Origin of the sequence: Deinococcus humi (assembly GCF_014201875.1) — a bacterium.
Lineage (GTDB): Bacteria > Deinococcota > Deinococci > Deinococcales > Deinococcaceae > Deinococcus > Deinococcus humi.
In genome coordinates this window covers 1-21,425 of record NZ_JACHFL010000012.1, presented here as the reverse complement: position 1 = coordinate 21,425, position 21,425 = coordinate 1, and the positions used below count along the sequence as shown (strand labels likewise).

15 protein-coding genes are annotated in these 21,425 nt (G+C 64.6%); 8 read left to right on the top strand and 7 right to left on the bottom strand.

Annotated features, from left to right (window positions below; translation table 11 throughout):
• Nucleotides 1–659: 659 nt before the first annotated feature.
• Nucleotides 660–4,028 carry a pullulanase-type alpha-1,6-glucosidase gene (gene pulA / locus HNQ08_RS18275; RefSeq protein ID WP_184135377.1) on the bottom strand — a complete coding sequence of 1,123 codons (3,369 nt, stop codon included), beginning with the start codon at nt 4,026–4,028 and terminating at the stop codon, nt 660–662.
• A gap of 87 nt (nt 4,029–4,115) precedes the next feature.
• Here pulA and HNQ08_RS18270 point away from each other — a divergent pair, with 87 nt between their 5' ends.
• The 4 genes from HNQ08_RS18270 to HNQ08_RS18255 all read left to right on the top strand — a co-directional run bounded on the left by HNQ08_RS18270 (nt 4,116) and on the right by HNQ08_RS18255 (nt 6,611).
• A complete protein-coding gene (locus HNQ08_RS18270; protein WP_184135374.1) occupies nt 4,116–4,307 on the top strand; it encodes a hypothetical protein in 192 nt (63 codons plus the stop codon).
• A 101-nt stretch (nt 4,308–4,408) separates the two neighbouring features.
• The gene (prxQ, locus tag HNQ08_RS18265; RefSeq protein ID WP_184135372.1) at nt 4,409–4,900 is read left to right on the top strand and encodes a thioredoxin-dependent peroxiredoxin PrxQ; all 492 of its coding nucleotides are present in this window, start codon (nt 4,409–4,411) and stop codon (nt 4,898–4,900) included.
• Nucleotides 4,893–5,576: a ribose 5-phosphate isomerase A gene (gene rpiA, locus HNQ08_RS18260; protein WP_184135369.1), complete on the top strand. Its 684-nt coding sequence runs from the start codon at nt 4,893–4,895 to the stop codon at nt 5,574–5,576. Before prxQ ends, rpiA begins: the two co-directional genes overlap by 8 nt.
• Before the next feature lie 9 nt (nt 5,577–5,585).
• Complete coding sequence (locus HNQ08_RS18255) at nt 5,586–6,611, top strand: PIG-L deacetylase family protein (RefSeq protein ID WP_229790109.1); 1,026 nt, start codon at nt 5,586–5,588, stop codon at nt 6,609–6,611.
• A 136-nt stretch (nt 6,612–6,747) separates the two neighbouring features.
• Here HNQ08_RS18255 and HNQ08_RS18250 read toward each other — a convergent pair whose 3' ends face one another.
• Nucleotides 6,748–8,784 (bottom strand): thioredoxin domain-containing protein, encoded by a 2,037-nt coding sequence (locus HNQ08_RS18250; RefSeq protein WP_184135366.1) that lies wholly within the window; start codon nt 8,782–8,784, stop codon nt 6,748–6,750.
• A gap of 96 nt (nt 8,785–8,880) precedes the next feature.
• Here HNQ08_RS18250 and HNQ08_RS18245 point away from each other — a divergent pair, with 96 nt between their 5' ends.
• Nucleotides 8,881–9,789: a transglutaminase-like domain-containing protein gene (locus tag HNQ08_RS18245; RefSeq protein WP_184135363.1), complete on the top strand. Its 909-nt coding sequence runs from the start codon at nt 8,881–8,883 to the stop codon at nt 9,787–9,789.
• A gap of 102 nt (nt 9,790–9,891) precedes the next feature.
• On the opposite strand, the gene HNQ08_RS18240 is transcribed toward HNQ08_RS18245, so the two are convergent.
• Nucleotides 9,892–10,194, bottom strand: coding sequence for a hypothetical protein (locus tag HNQ08_RS18240; protein ID WP_184135361.1), 303 nt, complete (start codon nt 10,192–10,194; stop codon nt 9,892–9,894).
• Between the two features lie 136 nt (nt 10,195–10,330).
• Between HNQ08_RS18240 and HNQ08_RS18235 the strand changes: the two genes are divergently transcribed.
• Both HNQ08_RS18235 and HNQ08_RS18230 read left to right on the top strand, forming a co-directional pair.
• Complete coding sequence (locus HNQ08_RS18235; protein WP_184135359.1) at nt 10,331–11,272, top strand: LysR family transcriptional regulator; 942 nt, start codon at nt 10,331–10,333, stop codon at nt 11,270–11,272.
• A gap of 42 nt (nt 11,273–11,314) precedes the next feature.
• The gene (locus tag HNQ08_RS18230; protein ID WP_184135356.1) at nt 11,315–12,919 is read left to right on the top strand and encodes a gamma-glutamyltransferase family protein; all 1,605 of its coding nucleotides are present in this window, start codon (nt 11,315–11,317) and stop codon (nt 12,917–12,919) included.
• Nucleotides 12,920–12,986: 67 nt separating this feature from the next.
• Here the strand turns inward: HNQ08_RS18230 and HNQ08_RS18225 are convergent, their stop codons facing one another.
• From HNQ08_RS18225 to HNQ08_RS18210, 4 genes are all read right to left on the bottom strand, one after another.
• A complete protein-coding gene (locus tag HNQ08_RS18225; RefSeq protein ID WP_184135353.1) occupies nt 12,987–14,024 on the bottom strand; it encodes a hypothetical protein in 1,038 nt (345 codons plus the stop codon).
• A 211-nt stretch (nt 14,025–14,235) separates the two neighbouring features.
• On the bottom strand, nt 14,236–15,510 hold the full coding sequence (locus HNQ08_RS18220; protein WP_184135350.1) for an NHL repeat-containing protein: 1,275 nt from the start codon (nt 15,508–15,510) through the stop codon (nt 14,236–14,238).
• A gap of 155 nt (nt 15,511–15,665) precedes the next feature.
• Entirely contained in the window at nt 15,666–16,715 is a 1,050-nt protein-coding gene (locus HNQ08_RS18215; RefSeq protein WP_184135347.1) for a WD40 repeat domain-containing protein, read from the bottom strand.
• A gap of 152 nt (nt 16,716–16,867) precedes the next feature.
• Complete coding sequence (locus HNQ08_RS18210) at nt 16,868–19,144, bottom strand: PQQ-dependent sugar dehydrogenase (RefSeq protein ID WP_184135344.1); 2,277 nt, start codon at nt 19,142–19,144, stop codon at nt 16,868–16,870.
• 944 nt (nt 19,145–20,088) lie between these two features.
• On the opposite strand from HNQ08_RS18210, the gene HNQ08_RS27535 reads away from it, so the two are divergent.
• A partial coding sequence (locus HNQ08_RS27535; protein WP_244977226.1) for an NPCBM/NEW2 domain-containing protein occupies nt 20,089–21,425 on the top strand: 1,337 nt, incomplete at its 3' end.

The following is a 21,425-nucleotide window of genomic DNA, read 5'->3' as shown; positions in this document are numbered from 1 at the left end:
TCACCGAGTGTATTTTGGTGCCCTCGCCCTAAAAGAAAGGCTAATGCTAGACGGCAGCGTCACTTTGTGCATCCGATTCTCATATCTCTCAGATTGATCAGTGGGGGCTGATGGGAGATTTTGCCTTTCCTGAGCCAACCTTCATAAAATTGAAGGACGCCTGTCATAGACGCGGCAGGCGCAAGCTCCGAGGCTATGGAGTGTCCAAGCGCAAACAAGCTGCAACGTGCTTTTTGGGTCAGGTTGATACGCGCTCTTAATCTTCACGTTCAGTTTAGGCAGATCCGGCAGCACGCATCGCTCGGAGTGTTTTCAACAGCTGGGGTTGTCCTGCAGTTCGCACAGAATCTATGCATCGCGGTGAGTCGCAGGGCGCTCAGCTTCAGCCCAGAGGCGAAGGCGCTTGGGGCTGATGCCCCGCGCCATCTCACCGTGAAAGACCCGAGCGGCGGCCACATAGACAGCAAAGTGGGTCGCTGGACTTCCGCTGGGCAGTCTGGCTCTTGCCTTCAGGCGTCCCACAACCGCTCTTTGAGATCATCGCGTGTCAGCAGAGAAAACCCCATTCCCTTGCTATAAGGCGGGTCGATGGCGTCTTGCCGCTGCCCGTCACGCCTGTTGCCAGCACGAGCAGCGGTCTAGAATTCAGCGTTTGGCGCTCATTTGCCGACGAACACCGCCGTCGTCAGGCCGGGTACGGTCACACCATTGCCCACATAGTTACTGGTCTTGACCACGGGATCGGTGCTGGCCGCCAGCACGGGGTGCAGGCTGAGGTTCAGGCCCGCCAGTCGGGCGTCCTTCACAGTCACGTTCTTGCCGCTGCCGTTAAAGACCACCACAATATTTTTGTAGGGGTTGTTCGCACCCACCGCACCGCTGAGTTTCATGGCAATCACGCCAGGGATCTGCTTGGGGCCAGTGTTCAGGAAGGTCAGATTCTGCTGCACCTTCGCCGCCGTCTCCAGCCGGAACAGGTCAGAGGAATAGCGCACGCGCAGGAACTCGCGGTAGGAGTCGAAGGCCCGTTGAATGTCGGCCGGGCTGGGTTTCAGCGCCGGATTGCCCAGCAGGGGGCGGTACAGGTTCCAGTTGTCCGCGTTCTTTTCCGCCAGCGGCAGGCCCCGGCCAAAACCGTTGGTCTGGCCCGTCCAGTCGATCACGTTGAACCAGTCGCCGCTGTTGTAGCTGTCGGTATCGAAGCTCTTGGAGCGCAGCAGATCATCGCCCGACGTGCTGAACGGCAGCCCCTGCCCCAGCAGAATCAGGCTGTTGGCGAGGTTCTGCATCCGGGTGCGCTGGGCCGAGGTCGCGTTCTGCGGGGCTTTGAGCAACACGGCGTCAAAGAGGGTCTGGTTGTCGTGCGCGCTGGCGTAGTTGATGGTTTCGCGTGGGCTGGCCGCGTACCCGGCGGGCGCGTCGCCGTACTTGATGCCGGCGCCCGTCACACTCTGCCCCGCCGCGTTGGTGAAGGTGTAGTCGCGCAGATTGCCAGCCAAGCCCACCCGCAGCAGGTCAGAGAGCTGCAACAGTTTGGCGGTGTCGGTGTTGCCCTTCTGGCCGTTGGGCAACCCGACCAGTCCGGTAGCAAAGCCCTGTTCCTGCAAGCCCCCGAAAGGGTTGCCGCCGCGCACCGCGTCGCGGATGCGGTCATTGAAGGTTCCTATCCCGGAGCCGTACAGGTTGAGTTGCGTGGCATTCACGCCGCGCTTGCCCCCCTGCACCTCGCCGAAGTCCCAGCCTTCACCGTAGAGGTAGATCTTTTTGCCGTCGACACCGTCTTTCTGGACGGTCAGGGCATCCAGGGCAGCTCGCGCCGCCTTCATGTCCTCCACCATGTGGTGGCCCATCAGGTCAAAGCGGAAGCCGTCCACCTTGTACTGCCGCGCCATCAGCACCAGCGTGTCGATCATCAGGCGCCGCATCATGGTGTGCTCGGTGGCGGTGTTCGAGCAGCACGTCGAGTTCTCCACGGCACCATCCACATTCAGGCGGTGGTAATAGCCGGGAACAATTTTATCCAGCACGCTGCGCTCGGCCTGCCCCGCCGCGTTGGTGTGGTTGAACACCACGTCCTGAACCACCCGCAGGCCCGCGGCATTGATGGCCATGACCATCTGGCGGTACTCCTTCGTGCGCTCGTCGGCCTTCACGGCGTAGCTGCCCTCCGGCACCATGTAGTGGTACGGGTCATACCCCCAGTTGTAGGGATCGGCGTCCTTGACGGCGCCGACCGCCTTCTGCTGCTCCTCGCTGTTGGGCGGGAGTTTGCTCAGGTCACTGCCCACCGACTTCCAGGCCGCCTTGTCCTCGTTGATGGTGGCGATGTCGAAGGTGGGCAGCAGGTGAATGGCTTTCAGGCCCGCGTCGGCCAGCGCCTTGAGGTGCTTCATGCCGTTGCTTCCGCTCTGGGTAAAGGCCAGATAGGTGCCGCGCTGGGCTGCTGGGACGCTGGAATCGGCGGCGCTGAAATCCCGCAGATGCAGTTCGTAGAAGCTCAGGTCCTCCACCGAGCGCAGCGCAGGCTTCTTGAGGGCCTCCCACCCGGCGGGCTTCTGCGCCGCATCGTTCAGATCAATCAGGAGGCTCCTCGTGCTGTTCAGCGTTAGTCCTACAGAGTAGGGATCGGTGACGAGATTGGTCTCGATCTTGCCGGTGGCGGGCGAGAACACCCTGGTCTCAAACAGATAGGCGCGGCCCTTCCAGGCCGTATCACCCACCGCCGTCCACACGCCACCGGCATCCCGGGTCATGGCGACCGTCTTCTCGTTCCTGCCGTCCGCATCGCTGACGTGCAGTTTCACGTCCTGCGCCGTCGGTGCCCAGACGCGCACGGTGGGCTGACCCGCCGCCCACGTCACGCCCAGCGGTCCGCTGTAGGCGTACAGATCATCCAGCGCCCACGCCGTCTGCATCCCCGTCGCGTCCAGCACCGTGCCGTCCGGCATGACCGAGGACACCGCCAGCTGGCCTCTGAGCGCCGCGTCAATCTTGCCCCGGTCTTCCTCGCGCACGCGCAGCAGCGTGTAGTTCGCCAGATACGGCACCCTGGCCTTCATGGCAGGGGTCAGGCCGCCCTCTACCGGTTCCAGTGTGAGGGTGGTCCCACCGTCCACCCCTGCCGGGGTCAGCTTCAACGAGGCATCCGGCGCGCTGTGCAGCGTCAGGAGCGCGCCCGGCTGCACGACTCCCGGCTTGACCGCCACCGTGTCACGCCCCAGCATGATCGCCTGTTGTTTCATCAAGTCCCCCACCTGCCGCACGCTGGTATCGGGTTTCGCCGTATTGACGGCCGTATTTCCGCTGACGACCCACGCCTGATTGCCCTTCTCGGCAGCCAACGTCATGTCCGGACCGGGGTCCTTCTCGTCGCCCTTGTGAATGATGAAATTCAGCTTCTTCCAGTCTGTTTTTAACGGCACGTCCCAGTAGACGCCGAAGTCGTTCTTGCCCGTCTGGTTCAGCGGCGCGGTCCATTCGGTGGGTTTGGTGGTGTCCTCCCAGACATGCAGACCCCAGCCCTCATACTTGCCGTCCGGGCGGTAATAGTTGATGCGGGCGGTGTTGGCAGGGACGGGGGGCTCCTGCGCGACGTAGGCGAACTCGGCCTGGCCGCTGCGAACCAGCACCTCACGGCCTTTGGTGGGATCGGCAAACATGTCCGCGCCGGGGTCTTTCTCATCCCCCTTGTGGACGATGAAGCCCACCTTGGCCGCGCCGTCCTTCAGGGGCACGTCCCAGTACGCGCCGCCCGCGTCCACGCCCGTCTGCTGGAGCGGCGCGGCCCACTCGGTGGGTTTGGCGGCGTCCTCCCAGATGTGCAGGCCCCAGCCGTCATACTTGCCGTCCGGGCGCAGGTAGCGCACGCGCAGGACATTGCTGGGAATGGGCTGAGCGGCCTGGGGAGCCGCCTGGGCCACCGGCGCGGTCTGGGTCAGCGCGGCCAGCGGGACGGAAACGGAAGGAAAGGTCTGCGCAGAGGCCGAAGCAGCCAGCGCGAGCGTCAGAAGCGTCGCCAGTGGTTTCATGTTGGAAACCAGTGTAAACCGCTCAGGGTCAACACTTCTTGGCCTCTCACACACCCACCCCCGCCGCTCGCCACCTAGCCTGAAAACATGACCGGACACACCAGCGATGAGCACTTCGACGAGAAGCCCGAACACCACAGCGACGCCGAGAGCCTGCGGAAGATTCCCGACCGTTACGACAAGGACCCGGCCGTGGTTCAGGATGGCCCCGGCAATCCCGACATCGGTTTCGAGGAACCGGAAGACACGACGCAGCTGCCGGGCCGGGTATCGATCTAACGAACATCAGCACAAAGCCGACCCTTCAGTCCCCTCCCCGGCGGAGGGGCTTTTTCGTGTCTCAGTTTCGCCGTAGCCTTGAGCCGCGTTACCCTGGGCGCATGACAGATCCCACTCCCGTCCCCCAGACCGGCGAAACGTTTCCGGCCTTTACCCTGCAAGACGCCTCCGGCAGGGCACACAGCCTGAACGATTACGCGGGCAAGTACCTGGTGCTGTACGTGTACCCCAAAGACGACACGCCTGGCTGCACCAAGGAGGCCTGTGACTTTCGCGATAGCGCGCCGCTGAAGGCGCTCGGCGCGGCGGTCGTGGGCATCAGTGCCGACGACGCGAGCAGCCACGCCCAGTTTGCCGAGAAGTACAGCCTGCCCTTTCCGCTGCTGAGTGACCCGGACGCCGCTTTCCTGAAAGCAATCGGCTCGTACGGCCCCAAGAACATGTACGGCAAGGTCACCGAGGGCATCAAGCGTCAGACCTTTCTGATCGGCCCAGACGGCAAACTGGTCAAGAGCTGGCTGGCCGTATCGGTGGAGGGTCACGCGGACGCGGTGGCGGCAGCGATAGAAAAGGATCAGGCTAAGCGTGCTTGACCTGGAACCCCTGAAGAAGGAGGCGGCCCTGCGCGCCGCCGCCCTCATCGAAAGCGGGATGCGGGTGGGGCTGGGCACGGGCAGCACTGCCAAATACGCCATCGAGGAAATTGGGCGCAGGGTGCGGAGCGGCGAACTGAGCGGCATCGTGGGCGTCGCCACCAGCGAGGCCAGCGACGCCCTGGCCCGTGAGGTGGGCCTGACGGTGGAGCCTCTGGACCCCCGCCCGCTGGACATCGCCATCGACGGTGCAGACGAGATCGCCCCCAACCTCGACCTGATCAAGGGCCTGGGCGGCGCGCTGCTGCGCGAGAAGCTGACCGAGGTGCAGGCGCGTCGGCTGATCATCATCGCGGACCACAGCAAGATCGTGGGGCAGATCGGCGAGAAGGCCCCGTTGCCCATAGAGATCGCGCGCTTCGGGTTCCTGAGCACCATCGAGCGGCTGCGGCAGATCGTGCCGGGCGGACGGCTGCGGCAGCCCGGCGCACAGCCCTACGTGACCGACAACGGCAACTACATCTACGACGCGCAGTTGCGTCCCGGCAGCGACATTGCTGCGCTGGAACGCGAGCTGAAGGGCACACTGGGCGTCGTGGAAACCGGGCTGTTTCTGGGCATGGCCGAGCGGGCGTTCGTGGCCTCGCCGGACGGGGTGCAGGAACTGACCCGCTAAGCTGGAACCGTGCGAAGGCGAAGGCTCAGGGGGACGCGGTTCGGCAGCCGGCGGCGGGACTGGGCGCTGGGCGCCGCGCTGCTGGTCGCGCTGGCGCTGGCCTACGCCATCAATGCAGGCTCGGCCCTGACATTGCTCTACCCGCGTGCCGTTGCCACTGTCCAGGCCCTGCCACAACTGCCCGCCATCCGCGCCGGGCAAAGTGTGTTGGTGATCAGCCCGCATCCGGACGACGAGAGCCTGTGCTGCGGCGGCCTGATCGCCGGGGCGGTGCGGGCGGGGGCGCGGGTGGATATCGTGTGGGTCACCAGCGGCGACGGTTTCGAGTTGGACAGCGCTCTACTGGGCCGCACACTGCGCCCGCGCCTGGGGGCCACCGAACACCTGGGACAGCGGCGCATGGGCGAGGCCAGCGCCGCCGCCGCCGCGCTGGGTGTGCCAGCCACGCACTTGACTTTCCTGGGCTACCCGGATGGGGCCACGCTGAAGCTATGGCGGGCCGGGGGCGCGGCGGTGGTGCGCTCACCCCACACCGGCGCAACCCAGGTGCCGTATGCCCGCGCGCAGTCGCCCGGCGCGGCGTACACGGCGAACGATCTGGAGGCGGACCTGGGCCGGGTCCTGGACCGCGTTCAGCCCGCCCTGGTGCTGCTGCCCTCCACCAGTGACGCCCATCCAGACCACGTCGCCACCAGCCTGTTCACGCAGAAACTGCTGAAAGAACGCGGCTGGACCGCGCGCGCACGCTATTGGATCGTGCACGGCGGCGTGGAATGGCCGGTCCCCAAGGGACTGCATGAGGGTTTTCCGCTGCTGATTCCGCCGCGCGGTGTCCACCTGAACTGGCAGCGGGCCGATCTGGACCTGCATGACGAGGAGAGGAAACTGGCGGCCCTCAAAGCCCACCGCAGCCAGATGATGGTGATGCGCCGCTTTATGGAAGCCTTCGTGCGCGAGAACGAGCTGATCACCGTGCAGGAAACCGGTAACCCTGCCGACGGCACCAGGAGCGAGCAGGAGGACAGGGGCTTCTGAGCTAGGCCGGAGAAGAAACGGCGCTCGTCCGGGTTCAGATCTGCACAGCTCCAAACCAGGACTGCATCCTTCTCCAGCGCCCTCCGCCAAATGGCCCGCTGCTCGTCGCACCTTGCCAGCGGAGTCGGAGGCCGGGTCAGTTCGCCAGTTGTTTCAGTTGCCGCCAGAACTGCGTGGCGTCCCGCGTGGGCAGATCACAGCTCCGGTTGCGGCACACATAGGCCAGTCCGCCGCCCGGACGGTCTTGCAGGACCGACAATTCGCCGCCTGCCTGCGTGAAGGCCAGTGCCGTGAAGGGCAGCAGGACACCCGCCGCCACTGCCTCCAGTTCCCCGCGCTCGTCCGGGGTGCCGATGATGGCGACTTCGGAATGCGGCGCGGCCAGAAATGCCGCCGCTTGCCACAGGCCGCCGAAACCGCCACTGGCGGCCAGCATGTCGGCGCTGAAACTCTGGACCGTGCGGCGGGCCAGGGCCTCGGCTTCAGGCTGCGCGTAGTACCGGTCCATCCACAGGGCCAGCAATGCTGCCGCTGCGTTGTCGCTCAGCACGGCGCTGTCGAAGCCGGGAGCCTGACGGGTCAGCAATGTTTCGGCCCGCCCGCCAGAAGCCATAAACACTCCGGCCTCTTCGTTCCAGAAGTCGCGCTCCACGGTGGTCCACAGTTCGCGCGCCCATTCCAGATGGGCCAGATCGCCGCCCGCCTGGAACAACGCCACCAGCCCCAGGCCATACAGGGCGTGGTCCTCGAGCAGCCCTTCCACCTTCGCCCCACCCGCGCCCCAGACATGGTGGAGCGTGCCGTCCGACCGCCGCAGTTCGGCGCGGATGAAGTCGGCGTTGCGGCGGGCAATGTCCAGATACTGGGGCTCGCGCAGGATGCGGGCCGCGTCCGCGAAGGCCGCCAGCGCCAGCCCATTCCATGAAGTCAGGATCTTGTCGTCGGTGCCGGGCTGATCGCGGTTCTGGCGGGCAGCGTGCAGGCGGTTCTTCAAGCCCTCCAGGCGCATCCCGATGCGCTCCTCGCTGTCACCTTGCAGGGCGGCCAGCTCTGCCACCGACGTCGCCTGGAACGGCACTGATCGCCGCCCGTATTCGGGCCGGTGGGGATCGAGGAAGTTCCCCTGGTCGGTGATGCCCAGATGGGCCATCAGCAGCGCGGCGTCCTCGCCCTCGCCCAGCACCGCGCGGACCTCATCGGGGGCCCAGGTGAAGGTCAGCCCCTCCACCCCGTTCGTGTCGGCGTCCTGGGCGCTGTAAAAGCCGCCATCCGGGTGCAGCATTTCGCGCTCCAGATAGGTCAGGGTCTCGCGGGCCAGCCGTGCAAATTCGCTGTCGCCGCTCAGCTGATAGGCGCGCAGCAAGGTGCGAACCAGCTGGGCGTTGTCGTACAGCATCTTCTCGAAATGCGGCACGCGCCACGCGGCGTCCACGCTGTAGCGGTGAAAGCCGCCGCCCAGTTGATCGTAGACGCCGCCGTGGCCCATCTGGCGCAGCGTGTGCAGGGCCATGCTGCGGCCCTCCGGACGCGTGAGTAGGAAATCGAGGGTGGTGGGCGCGGGGAACTTGGGTTCGCTGCCAAACCCACCCTGCGCGGCGTCGTACACGCGGCTCAGGTTGGCAACGCCGCGCTCCAGAAAGTCTTCCGGCAAGGCCCCCTCCCCCGGGCGCGGTTGGCTGGCCTCACGAACATGGTCGCTGAGGGCCTGGGCATTGGCAACGATCTTCTCGCGGTCGCCCGTCCAGGCCGTGACCACGCTGGTCATCACGCGCATGAAGCTGGGCATGCCCTGGCCGTCGCGCGGCGGAAAGTACGTCCCGGCGTAGAACGGCTGGGCATCGGGGGTCAGGAACACGGTCATGGGCCAGCCGCCCTGCCCGGTCATGGCCTGGGTGGCGGCCATGTACACGGCGTCCACATCGGGGCGCTCCTCGCGGTCCACCTTCACGTTGACAAAATGCCGGTTCATGTACTCGGCAGTGGCGGCGTCCTCGAAACTCTCGTGGGCCATCACGTGGCACCAGTGACAGGTGGAATAACCCACCGACAGCAGCAGCGGCACCCCCCGGTCCCGCGCCTCGGCGAAGGCGGCCTCTCCCCAGGGCTGCCAGTCGACCGGATTGTCGGCGTGCTGGCGCAGATACGGGCTGGTTTCGGTGGCAAGGCGGTTCATGGCCCCAGCGTAACGCCCCCCCCTAACAGCGGGATTTGCACCGTACTGAGTAGACTTCACACAATCAGTCGCGCCAAAAGCCTCAAACTACGGTGAATGACCCAGCAAGGCAGCGCTTCCAGAGCAGAGGATTCCCCCATCGAACGTCCAGTGCGGGTGCGGGCCGGCTTCTCATTAACTTTCGAAGTGCCTTACCCCACCCCGATGCTGTTCGTGGTTCAGCCGGGAGACCGCCTTCAGCCCACCGGCACCCGCCAGCGCATCATCGACGCGCGGGCGCTGGGCGCCGCCGAGAACATCCACACCTACACCGACGGGCACGGCAACGTGGTCTGGCGCACGGTGGCGCAACCGGGCAGTTTCACCATCGGGCATGACCTGATTGCAGAGGTCACCCGCAACCCCGATCCGGTGCTGTCCCATCTGAAAAAGACCATGGTGGAACACCTGCCGGACGAGACCATCCAGTACCTGCTGCCCAGCCGTTACGTGGACAGCGATCTGATCAGCGCTGAGGCATGGGACCGTTTCGGGCACATCTCAGGAGGCTGGGCGCAGGTCCAGGCCATCAACGATTTCCTGTTCGACGAGTGCACCTACGGTTACGGCTCCAACAGCTCCACGTCGGCCAAGCAGGCGCTGGACAGCCGCCGCGCCGTGTGCCGGGACTTCGCGCACATGGGCATCGCCTTCTGCCGGGCACTGAACATCCCCGCCCGCTACGTCTGCGGCTACATGCCCGACATCGACATTGTGCCGGACCCGGTGCCCATGGATTTCCACGCGTGGTTCGAGGCATTTCTGGACGGCCAATGGCGCACCTTCGACGCCCGCCACAACAAGCCGCGCGTGGGCCGGGTGCTGATCGCGCAGGGGCGCGACGCCAGCGACGTGGCCTTCAGCACCACGTTCGGCAGCGCGCGGCTGACCCACATGAAGGTCTGGGCCGACGAGACGGACCTCGAGAACACATTGGACATCGAGCCGAAGCCCCGGATCTTCTAGGCCGGAGCGGGCTGACTCACCCCCCATTGGAGGGGGGTCCTTGCTGTTTCGCCGGGACGCCGCTGCCGGGCGTGGCTTCCAGCCGAGCGGCGGGCAGAGGGCTCAGTCCCGCCGCGCCCGTACCGGTCCCAGCGGCGTCCAACCTTCGTCCCGCAGGGCGGCGCGCAGATCGTCTGGGCCGAGGTCCGGCCGCAGGGGCCGGGCTTCCAGCGTCACGTCGCCCAGCCGGGCCACCGGCCACAGCAGCAGGTCCCAGTCCGGCATGTTGGGGGGATTCTGTTCACCCGCCGGCATCACCGCCTCCAGCACGAGAGCGCCGAATCGCCCATCGGCGGGGGACACACCCTGGGGCACGTGCAGCGAAAGTGGGATGAAGGCGGGTTCGGAGCGAGTCTTCAGGGTCATGGGAAACCTCCTGGACCCAGCTTGCGCTTCAGGCGTCATTCTGGACATCGGCTGCGGGCCACACGGCACGTCACAACCATCGGTTTTCCCGATCACAGGAAGAGGCTGAACCTGGGGCAAAGTTCTACAATGCCACATGGCCTCCTCCAAGTCCCTGACCGCCCACACCCAGCCGACGCTGGCGCAGTTGCGGGCCTTGATCGCCGTGGTGGACGCGGGTGGGTTCGGTGAGGCGGCGGCTGAACTGAATGTTTCGCAGTCCTCATTGAGCGAGGCGGTAGGCAAATTGGAAGACCTGACCGGGCGCCCATTGCTGCGCCGCAGCGCTAGGGGCACGGTGGCCACGCCCGCCGGGTTGCGCGCGGTGGCCCACGCCCGCGCCGCTGTCCAGGCCGCTGGGGACGTGCTGCTGGCGGCACAGGACGACGGCGCGCTGTCGGGCGTGCTGCGGGTGTCGTCGTTCCGCTCGGCGGCCACGCACCTGCTGCCCCCTGTGCTGGTGGCCTTCGGGCGGCAGCATCCAGGCGTCGTCGTGCGGTTGTTGGACGGGGACCGCGCCGGAGCCGGGGAGCAGTTGGTCCGCAGCGGACAGGCCGACCTGGCGCTGATTGAGGGCACCTCGGCGGCGGATCTGCGCCTGACACCGCTGCTGCGAGACGAGTATCTGTTCATTGCCCCGCAGTCGCGCGGCACACAGCCGGTCACGGTGCAGGAGCTGGCGGATTCGACCCTGTTGCTGTCTCCTCGGGGCGACGCCTGTTTTCAGCGCATCGAGACGTACCTGGGTCGGCTGGGTATCGATGCCTCCAGTGCCACCACCTTCGATCAGGACAGCGTGACGCTGGGGATGGTGAGGCACGGCCTGGGCATCACGCTGATGCCCCGCTTGGCCTTGCTGCCGGTACCGGACGGGCTGGTCACACTGCCGCTGCCCCAGCCACTGACCCGCCCGCTGGCCGTCGCCGCCCTGCCTCACCGCGCGGGCCTCCCCCCCATCCGGGCCTTCACGGCGGCGCTGGTGGACTCGCTGGGGGCCTGGCCGTGGGGCCTCTCAGACCGTTCGGCACTGCCAGACTGACCGTTGCAGGAACACGTCCTCCCCTTGCTAACCTTGTGGCCTATGGCCTATCAAACTGAATATCCGGTGGTGCGCCGTCCCGTCTACGCCTCGCGGGGCATGGTCGCCACAGGACAGCCGCTGGCCGCCCAGGCGGGACTGGGCGTCCTGCAGGCGGGCGGCAATGCCGTGGACGCCGCGATTGCCACCGCCGCCGCGCTGACGGTGGTGGAGCCCACCGCCAACGGCATTGGGGGCGATCTGTTCGCGCTGGTGTGGGCGGGGGGCAAGCTGCACGGTCTGAATGCCAGCGGCGCGGCGCCCGCCGCCCTGACGCTGAACGCCTTGCAGGAACGGCACGGCGGCGAGATGCCCCGACATGGCTGGACGCCCGTAACCGTGCCCGGCGCTGTACGCGGCTGGGCCGACCTGCACCGCGCGCACGGACGACTGGACTTCGCGCAGGTGCTAGCCCCCGCCATCCGCTACGCCCGTGACGGTTTTCCGCTGTCGCCCGTGGCGTCGGCGGGCTGGTCACGGACCATCCAGATCTTTCAGGGCCTGAAGATGGACATCATGGAGGAGTGGTTCCGCACCTTCGCCCCGGACGGCTTTGCGCCCGAGCCCGGCGCGCTGTGGCGCAGCGAGGGCCACGCCCGCACGCTGGAAGCCATTGCCTCCAGCTACAGCGAATCGTTCTACACGGGTGAGCTGGCCGCCCAGATCGACGCCCATGCTCGGGCCACCGGCGGCCTGCTGCGGGCCGAGGATCTGGCAGCGCACCAGAGCGAATGGGTGACGCCGATTTCCGCCGAATATGGCGGCCACCGTGTCCACGAGATTCCGCCGAACGGCCAGGGCATCGCCGCGCTGATCGCGCTGAACATTCTGGAAGGGCAAGGGCTGCCCGACCGGCGCGATGACCCGGACGGCCTGCACCTCCAGATCGAGGCCATGAAGCGCGGCTTTCACGACGCGCATCAGTTCGTCGCGGACATGCGCCACAGCCCGGTGGACGTGGAGCATCTGCTCTCGCAGGCGAACACGCATGCCCACCGGGAGCGGCTCTCGGACAAGGCGCATGACCCGGCCACCGCCCCGCCCAGCAGCGGGGGCACAGTGTACCTGGCGACGGCCGATGACGAGGGCAACATGGTCAGCCTGATCCAGAGCAACTACATGGGTTTTGGCAGCGGCGTGGTGGTGCCGGGCACGGGCATCGGCCTGCACAACCGGGGCCACAACTTCAACCTGGAGCCCGGCCATCCCAATGTCCTGGCGCCCGGAAAACGCCCATACCACACCATCATTCCCGGCTTCCTGACGCGGAACGACGGCACTCCTGTCGGCCCCTTCGGCGTCATGGGCGGCTTCATGCAGCCGCAGGGCCACCTGCAGGTGGTCCTGAACACCGTGCGCTACGGCATGAATCCGCAACAGGCACTGGATGCTCCTCGCTGGCAGTGGCTGGCCGGGCTGGGGGTGGAGGTAGAGGCTGGTCTGGGCGCGACGCTGGCCCGCGAACTGGCGCGCCGCGGCCACCGCGTCAGCGTGCAACTGGAACCCAGCGCCTTCGGACGCGGCCAGATCATCTGGCGCAATCCCGAGACGGGCGTGCTGGAAGGCGGCACCGAAAGCCGCACCGACGGCCATATCGCCGCCTGGTAAGACGCAGAACAAGAGAGAGGGGCCAGTCGCGGCGAACGCTCTGGCCCCTCTCTTCTGCCCTTACCGACTATTTCGCGGCCACTGGACGAACGTTTTCCAGCACGAACACGGCGTCCTGATAATCGCCGTTCGCCGACGGCTCGAAGGCCAGCAGGTAGCTGTTCGGGACAACCTTGCCGGCGCGGTCCTTCAGCGGATAGGTGCGGACGGCGTGGCGGGTGGAGCCGGTATTCAGACGGTCCAGGGTATAGGTGTCCTGCGTGGGATATTTGCCGTTGGCCGCCAGATAGATCCCGAACGGCTGGCTGCCCGGGTCGAAGGTAGTCTGGCTGCCCGCGACAAGCGGCGGATTGAGAGCCTGGTGGCTGCCTAGGGCCATGGTGCCCAGAACCTGCAAGCGCGCCGCGTCGCCGGCCAGCACGAAGGTGCCGTAGGCCGAGAGACCGTCGGGGGAATAGCGGGCCACCGGGCGCAGGGTCACGGGGGCCGACGAGGCGCGCTCGAACAGCGGAGCCATCACCTCGTCGCCAATGGGGCCAGCGCCCGTCCCCAGGATCAGGCCAGTGCCACCTACATTGGTCTTGTAATCCAGGGCGTCCACGATTTGCGCCAGTGGCGGTTCGTTGTCGCCCTCCAGTCCAGCAGCGCGCAGGCCGGCCAATTCCACTTCCCCCACGGCGCCCTCGCCCACGGCACGCAACGTGGCGCGCAGCACCCCCGTCGGGTTGCCCGGCAGCAACTTCACGCTGAGGTTCAAGCTGGCCCCGGCATCCAGCGTCAGCGGAAAGGTAGGCGGCGACACCAGACCGAAGGCCGTCCCCGCGCTGAAGGTAACTCCGGTGAGCAGAACCGGGGCGTCAGTGCTGTTCTGAAGCGTGACCGTCTGTACGGTGCTGGCCCCGGCTCCGGTGCCGGCTCTCGTGCCGCTGAACACCAGAGTGCCTGGCTGGGCACTTAATTGAATGGCAGGCTCAGGATCAGGCTGGATCAGGCCGCCTTGGGGCTGCGCGCAACCGGTGGTCATCACCAGCAGGGCAGTCAGCGCCCAGCGGCTACGGCGCAGGCGGCGCTGGTCTTGGGGGATGTGCAGGGAAAATACAGTCATGGCTCACTCCTGAGTCGATTTTGCTGTGTCGAGATCACCAACCGGGAGAGCACGTCTCGCTGACCGCCGGGCTTGTGGACGGGAGCGGCGGATTCGGTGGATCTGGCGATGTATGGGGCGGGGGCACAGTGACCCACCGCCTGGATGGCGGATTGCGAGAAGGTGTTCAATAGGCCTAGGGAGACCCTGACCGTTCATGACGGGGGACCCTTCAGGGCTCAAGCTGGGTCACCGAATCGAGGCCCACCAGCAATTTTCCCTGGGGGGTGGTCTCGATCTGGGCGCTGTCGGGCACGTCCTGAAAGCCCTCACTGCCGAACGTCAGGTTCACACCGCCGTCCATATCCAGTCGGGCCAGAATCGGACGGGCCTGCTCCTGCCCGGAGGCGTCGGCGGCAAACTGCCCGCATCCTCCCAAGGCCACACCATCAGACAGCAGGGCCAGCGAAACCCCTGGAGCGTTGTCTGCCGCACCGCCGCTCCCAGGAGCATTGCCGTCCGGCAGGACACGCAGGTCACTGACGTTCTCGTAGGCCCAGTCCGGATCGTGGTCCCCGGAGGGCAGCAGCCGTGCCAGGGTACAGACCCCGCTGCTCAGGTAACCAGCTACGAGCACCCGGCCCGAGGCGTCCACCGCCAGGGCGCTGGGCCGGGTGGCGGCGAAGCGGTCTGAGCGCACCGTCGCCACCCCCCGCTCCCCGAAGGCGGGGTCCAGCGTGCCGCCAGCGGTGTACCGCGCCACCACCCAGCGGCTGTACGTGCCTCCATCCAGCGACAGGGCCGTACCGCCAACCAGCGCACCACCGTCGGCCAGCGGCCATAGGGTGTGGGCCGAGGCGGAATCGTCGACCGCCGTGACCGCCTGCCCCCCCGTGCCGAAGCTGGGGTCTGGCTCACCGCCCGGCAGCAGCCGCGTCAGCACCAGGGCCGAGGCTGGGGAGGCTGGAGCAGCCGACAGTTCGCGATTGCCCCCCGCCACCAGCACACGTCCGTCGGGCAGTGAGGCCAGCGCCTGAGGCATGGCGGGCAATCCGGCGGTGACCTGCCCCGACTGACCGAAAGCCGGGTCAGGCTGACCGTCCGGCAGCAGGCGCAGCAGCGTCCGGCCGCCCAGCGCCAGCAATTTTCCATCGGCCTGCACGGTCAGGCGCAGAACCTCAGAAGGGGTGCCCGGCGCCGTGCGAGGCACGCGGACCTCTCCTGCCGTGCCGAAGCTGGGATCGGGCTGTCCGCTGTCCAGGTACCGCGCGAAGACGTAATGCGCGCCGCTGAGGCCAAAGACCACGATGCGGCCATCGGCCTGCGCCGCCGTATCCCGCGCGCTGAACGCCGGACGAATGGACTGTTGGGCCAGGGGAGCCTGCTCACTCTGGCCGGATTTCTCGGCCAGGGCCAATGCCCCGCCGGGGGGGAGCGATGAGCAGCCACACAGTGCCAGCAAGGCACAGAGCAGAGTCAGTTTGGCGGCGGCATGTCGTTTCTTCACTGGTGAGAACCTCATCGTCTGACTTGCGGTGGCCTGGGCCATTGCGGGGGTGGCTTGTCTCCCAGTCCCACCGCGCCCTTAAGATCGGACCTTGTCAGGAGATGGTGACGAGAAGGGCGATACAGCAACGTTAACGAATCAGGGACACGGCCTGCTCAGCGGGGAATCGTTGGCAACGCCCACAGCAGCACCTGGCCATCCCGGCTTCCGGCAGCGGCGGCCATCCTGCCATTCGCACTGAAGGCCACCTCATTCACGGCGTCGCCATGCCCGACCAAGGTGGAAAGCAGTGCACCGTTGCGCGCGTCCCACAGGCGCGAGCGACCATCCTGCATGCCTGTCAGCAGCCGCTGGCCGTCCGAAGAGAAGGCCACAGTCTCCACAGGACCGCCAGGGGCACGCAACTCGCGCTGCACCCTTCCGTTCTCCACGGTCCATAGCCGCGCTGTACTGTCCCAGCTGCCGCTGATCAGCGTCCTGCCGTCCGGGCTGAAGGCCACCGAACTGACATAGTCGTCATGGCCGGCCAGCGTCCGCAGTGGGAGACGCCCAGCCACGTCCCACAGCCGCACGGTGCGGTCGCGGCTGCCACTGGCCAGGGTCCGGCCATCCGGGGTGAAGGCCAGCGAAGTCACCACATCGGCGTGCCCTCGCAGGCTGCCCTGCACGCGCCCATTCCCCAGGTCCCACAGTTTGACGCTGTTCCCCGATCCCGGCTGCTGTGTGTTGTCGCCGCCCGCCGTCGCCAGCATGGTCGAATCGGGACTGAAGGCCAGCGCTGTGACGTAATAGGTCTGTGGGTCCAGCGTGAGCAGCAGTGCGCGGCTCTGCCCGTCCCAGAGCCGCACACGTCCGTCTCCGCTGATGGCCGCCAGACGGCGTCCGTCCGGACTGAAGGCCAGCGCCGTGACCGATCCTGGCTGGCGCAGGCTGGGGCCGCGCACAGCCCTGTCACCTACCGCCCACCACTGGATGGTCCCCTCGCCGCTGCCGGTCAACAGCCACTTGCCGTCTGGGCTGAAGGCCAGTGCTCCCACATAGGTGCTACTGACCCGCAGAGTGCGACTGGGGCGTAATTCGGGCACAGTGGCCCCAGCTTGAGCCTGCAAGGCGGTCACCTGGATGGACGGCTGACTGGCCGTAAAAGGCATGGGCAGGCTCTGGCCCCATAGCAGGGCCAGGGTCAACAGGGAGAGGTGGGGCATGTCGGACCTCCAGGGCAGGAAAGGAAGTGGTAACGGGCGAAGTTCAGAGGCATCAAAAAAGCGCGGGAGGCCGGACGGAACCGGACCTCCACGCGCCGCCTTGCGAGGCGTTGTGGAAAGGGAGATCTGAGCTGAACTCTGTCTGAATCCGCTTACTTGGGCCTGACCAGCAGAATGGTTCCCGCGCCTGTGGTCTCGTCGAGCTGGGCCACATACAGGTTACCGTTGCTGCGGTCTTCAGTCAGGTCCAGCGGGCTAGGGTTGAAGTTGGTCAGTCCCGGCACGTTTTCCAGCGTTTCACTGGCCACGATGTTTCCATCCACGCCGGGTTTGAGGATGATGATGTCTTTGCCCTTGCTATAGCGCACCACCATCAGGCGGTTCTTGAGCAATGAGTTACCGGGCATGGTGTATTCCTCAATCACGCCGTTGGGCGAAGCATGCTCGCCGAAGTCGTAGGCTACGCCACCCCAGTTGGGGTCAGGCTGGGTGCCCACCGGGTAATCGATGACCTCCGCGGGGTCCTTCGCTGCCGTGGGGTTCCCGCCGTTGAGCACCCATTCACAGCGCGTCGGGTTGGGGTGACCGTAATACTTGTTCTTCTCGACTTTGAACAAGAAATCGTTCTGCACTTTCATTCCGTTCTTGCCGTTAACGACTGGACCCTTGTAGCTTCCATCAGGGCGATTGGCACAGGTGGCGGGCAGCGGGCTAGGAACGCTGGGCGTGTTGCCGCCCGCCGCGCCGCCGTTGGCGGGAACGTACAGGTGGCCGTTGGTATGCCACACCATGTCAAAGGCATTGCGGATGCCGGTGGCATACAGCGTGACCGGCGCATCAGGAGCATAGGGGTTGTAGTTGCCCCCCTCGGCCGTCTTGACATTCACAGGCGATCCGGCCTGAATCTTGTTCAGGTCCACACGTAGCAGCGAGCCGGTCAACAATTTCTCCTCGCGCAGGCCCCACTGGGTATCGGGCGCACCCGTGGAGGTGTCACTGCCTTGCAGCACGTACAACGTGCCTTTCTCTTTAGGGTTGAAGGAGATCGAGTTGGTCATGTGGTCGCGCACCGACCTCGGCAGGCCCACCACATAATCCTGCACCTTTTCCAGATTCGCGCCGCTGAGCTGCGTGATCTTGCCGGTCCACTCTGGAGCGGCCTGACCCGTGTATACGACGTTGTTGGTAATCCACAGCACCAGATTGCTCGCCGTGCTGGACGGATCGAACTTCAACCCGATGATGGTCCGGGGGCCACCTTCGGCTTTGATCAACGAGTCGATGACCTTTACGTTGGTCAGGGTGCCGTCGTTCTGGATGTCAAAGCGCAGGATTTCACCGGTCAGGGTTGAGGCGTACAGCTTGCCGTCCGGGCCGATCTCCACAGAGGTATAGGCTTTGGAAGGAACATTGGCTTGCTTCACCTGCTCGAAAGCCGCCAAGCCAGGGTCCCCCACAGCTGCACCAGTCACGAAGCTGGTGCTGTATGGCAGAAAGTTATTGCCTGCCCCATCCTTGAGGGCTGGGGAAATTTCAAAGGTGTACTTTGTAAAGGGCTCAAGCGGCGCATTGGGCTTGAGCACCACTACGTCACCGCCACCCGAAGTGTTGACAATCGCCGGAATCTTGTTGCCGTCTGGACCTGTCAGGGAAACGGCCTGCGTCAACGTACCTGAGTCAATAGCCTGGGAGGGCAAGTTGAGGTCGGCAGTTACGGCCCCGGTAGGGGCCACATTGGTCTCACCGTTCTCCGGATCGGTTTCGCGCACGCTTGGTCGGTTACCGGGCGCGATGATCACGTAATTGATCTTGGTGTTGGTCCCGCCAATGGCGTCGATAGTCAGGCGGCCATCGCTGACCGTAACACGCTGGGTCACCGTTCTGAATTTGTTGTTGGCCGCCGGAACGTAAGGCACAATGGCTTCTTGTCCTTCAATGTTCAGGCCATGCTTGCTGTCCAGACTAGGACTGGCGTCGCCTGTGCTGACGGTGACGGTATAGGTGCCGTTGTCAATCTTGTACTCCCAGGCAGCAGCCGTCCGCACAGCCGGCTCGCTGGAGTTGGCGTTGTACTGCATGTGAATGAAAGTGTTCAGACGCGGGTCCACAGTGTTCAGCTTGCGGTCACGGGCATTGACGCTGACATCCAGAGGAACGTGGCTCGCCGAGTTCAGGCTGTCCTGGGTAACCCAGCCATACCCGCGCCCATCGTCATACCGCGCACCAGTTTCGGCAGTGTAGCCCTCGGGCGTGGTCGAACCGGCAGGCTGGAAATTGAATTTCAGAATGGTACCGGAAGGCTCGGGCTCAGGCTCGGTGATGGGTGGCTTATCGGAATTACAGGCGGCCAGCAAGCCGGTCAGGACAAGACCCAGTACAGGCAGGCGAGACGGGGACAGCAGGGTGGAGACAGCTTTGGATTTTGGCATCACAGACGGCTTCCTTTCATTCGGGGATGGCTTTATCAGAAGGCTGAACCAGACAGAAGCAGGACGGTGCTGAACAAGATGCTGCTCAAGGGCCTTTAAGAAGTGCCACGCGCGACATCGTTTCAAGAACACACGGCCACCAGAACAGCGGGGGCGATCTGGCCGAGGATAATGCGCCAGACGTTAAACCATCGCAAATTGCCCTGACCATAATTGAGAGTTCTCAATCTTTTTCAAATTCTTGATTACGGGCAGAACAACCAGCGCCGAAATCTATGCCATCAGATGACGGTGATTCCCGTAAGCCTTTTTAACAGAGCGTGAGAATAATAAGATATTAGAGTAACATGAGTAAAATATAGCAACCACGCCAAATTCCAGATCGATCTCAATTGCCAGATTATTGAATTACACTCTGCCTTGTTCTGAATAAGAGTCGATATATTCATAGGCTCAATATTTTAGAGTATATAAAACTGCACATTATAGTACGGTGGTAATTGCTGTAAGGGTCTTTCATTTTTATAATATTTGAGATTTCGATAATCTTACAAGAAAAACTGTTGTATTGCTCTTACATAATCCTTACTCGCGAGTAATTAAAGGCTATTGCTTCGTCTATCGACTTGCAGCTCCTTCAGAACGATATTTCTGACAAACATCGCACTGCCGAAAGGATAAAGGACAATACCCTCCCCCTATACACCTGTTTTTCGAAGTAAAAAACCAAAATTCTGTTAGAAAACCGGCAAATCGAAGTTTGCATTTATGGATATTTCATAGATGAAGTTTCGGTTAAATCTGTAGCGTGATGTCAACAGAGAAGAGCTTTACCCCTCTGGCGACTTCCCCGCCATTTTTTATAGATCGTCTGGCCCCGTACCACACCTGCCATTGAAGAGTCTCATTAGCGGCGAGCAACGCGCTTCCTCAGGAGAAACAAAATGTCCTTCACTCCCTCCACTGCTCCCCAGCCCTCAATCACCAAAGCCCCCCGTCCCCTGCGCTGGCTGGTGTGGTGCGCGCCCCTGATCTTGGCGGCCTGCTCGGGACCCAGTACGCCTGAGGAGCAGGTCATCGCCAAGACCACGCCACCTGTGATTGAGAAGACCGTTGAACAGGACGACCCGTACGATGGTACGGAGCACTTGTGGACAGACGATGGTACGGACACCAGACTGACTCAGGAGTCGCTGACGGCGGGCAACAACATGTTGAGCAACTCGCCATGGACCTCGGCGACCAACGGCTGGGGACCCATTGAGCGGAACACCAGTGTCGGTGAAACCAGTGCGAAAGACGGCCGCCCGATGAGCATCAACGGCCAGAAATACACCAGCGGATTCGGGGTACACGCCAACTCCACGATGACCTTCGCCATCGGCGGCAAATGCAGCAGATTCATCAGCGATGTGGGTATTGACGACGAGGTGGCCAACAAGGGCAGTGTGGTGTTTCAGGTCTATGCAGACGGTACCAAGTTGTTCGACAGCGGCAAGATGACGGGCGCAGACGCAACCAAGACCATTGACATCAGCGTTGCGGGCCGCAAGGAACTCAAGCTGGTCGTCACTGACGCGGGCGACAAGAACAATCAGGACCACGCCGATTGGGGAGGGACCACTTTGGTGGACTGCAATGTGGCTGCCAATCCCGCCACTCCTGCCCCCACCCCCGCTCCGGTTCCTACCCCTGTGGTTCCTGCACCCGTCCCCGAACCTGTCCCCACCCCCGCTCCGGTTCCTACCCCTGTGGTTCCTGCGCCCGTCCCCGAACCTGTCCCCACCCCCGCTCCGGTTCCTACCCCTGTGGTTCCTGCACCCGTCCCCGAACCTGTCCCCACCCCCACTCCAGTCCCTACCCCCGTGGTCCCTGCACCCGTCCCCGAACCTGTTCCTACTCCCACTCCAGTCCCTACCCCCGTGGTCCCTGCACCCGTCCCCGAACCTGTCCCTACCCCCACTCCAGTTCCTACTCCTGTAGTTCCTGCACCCGTCCCAGTGGTGCCCACCCCTGTGCCTGCGCCTGTCCCCGCTCCGGTTCCCACGCCTGTGATTCCTGCACCCACCCCTACCCCTGTACCAGCCCCCACGCCTGCGATCGTCAGTGGACCGCTGGTCATCACCAAAGGCGGCACCTACACCGGCGAATACCTGAGCAACGATCCCACCGTCGCCGCCGTCAAAATCAAGACCGCCGAGCCCGTCATCCTCGAAAACTGCACCCTGCGTGGACGCGGCCACCTGATCGACGCCTCCTGGACCTCCGCCAACCTGATCGT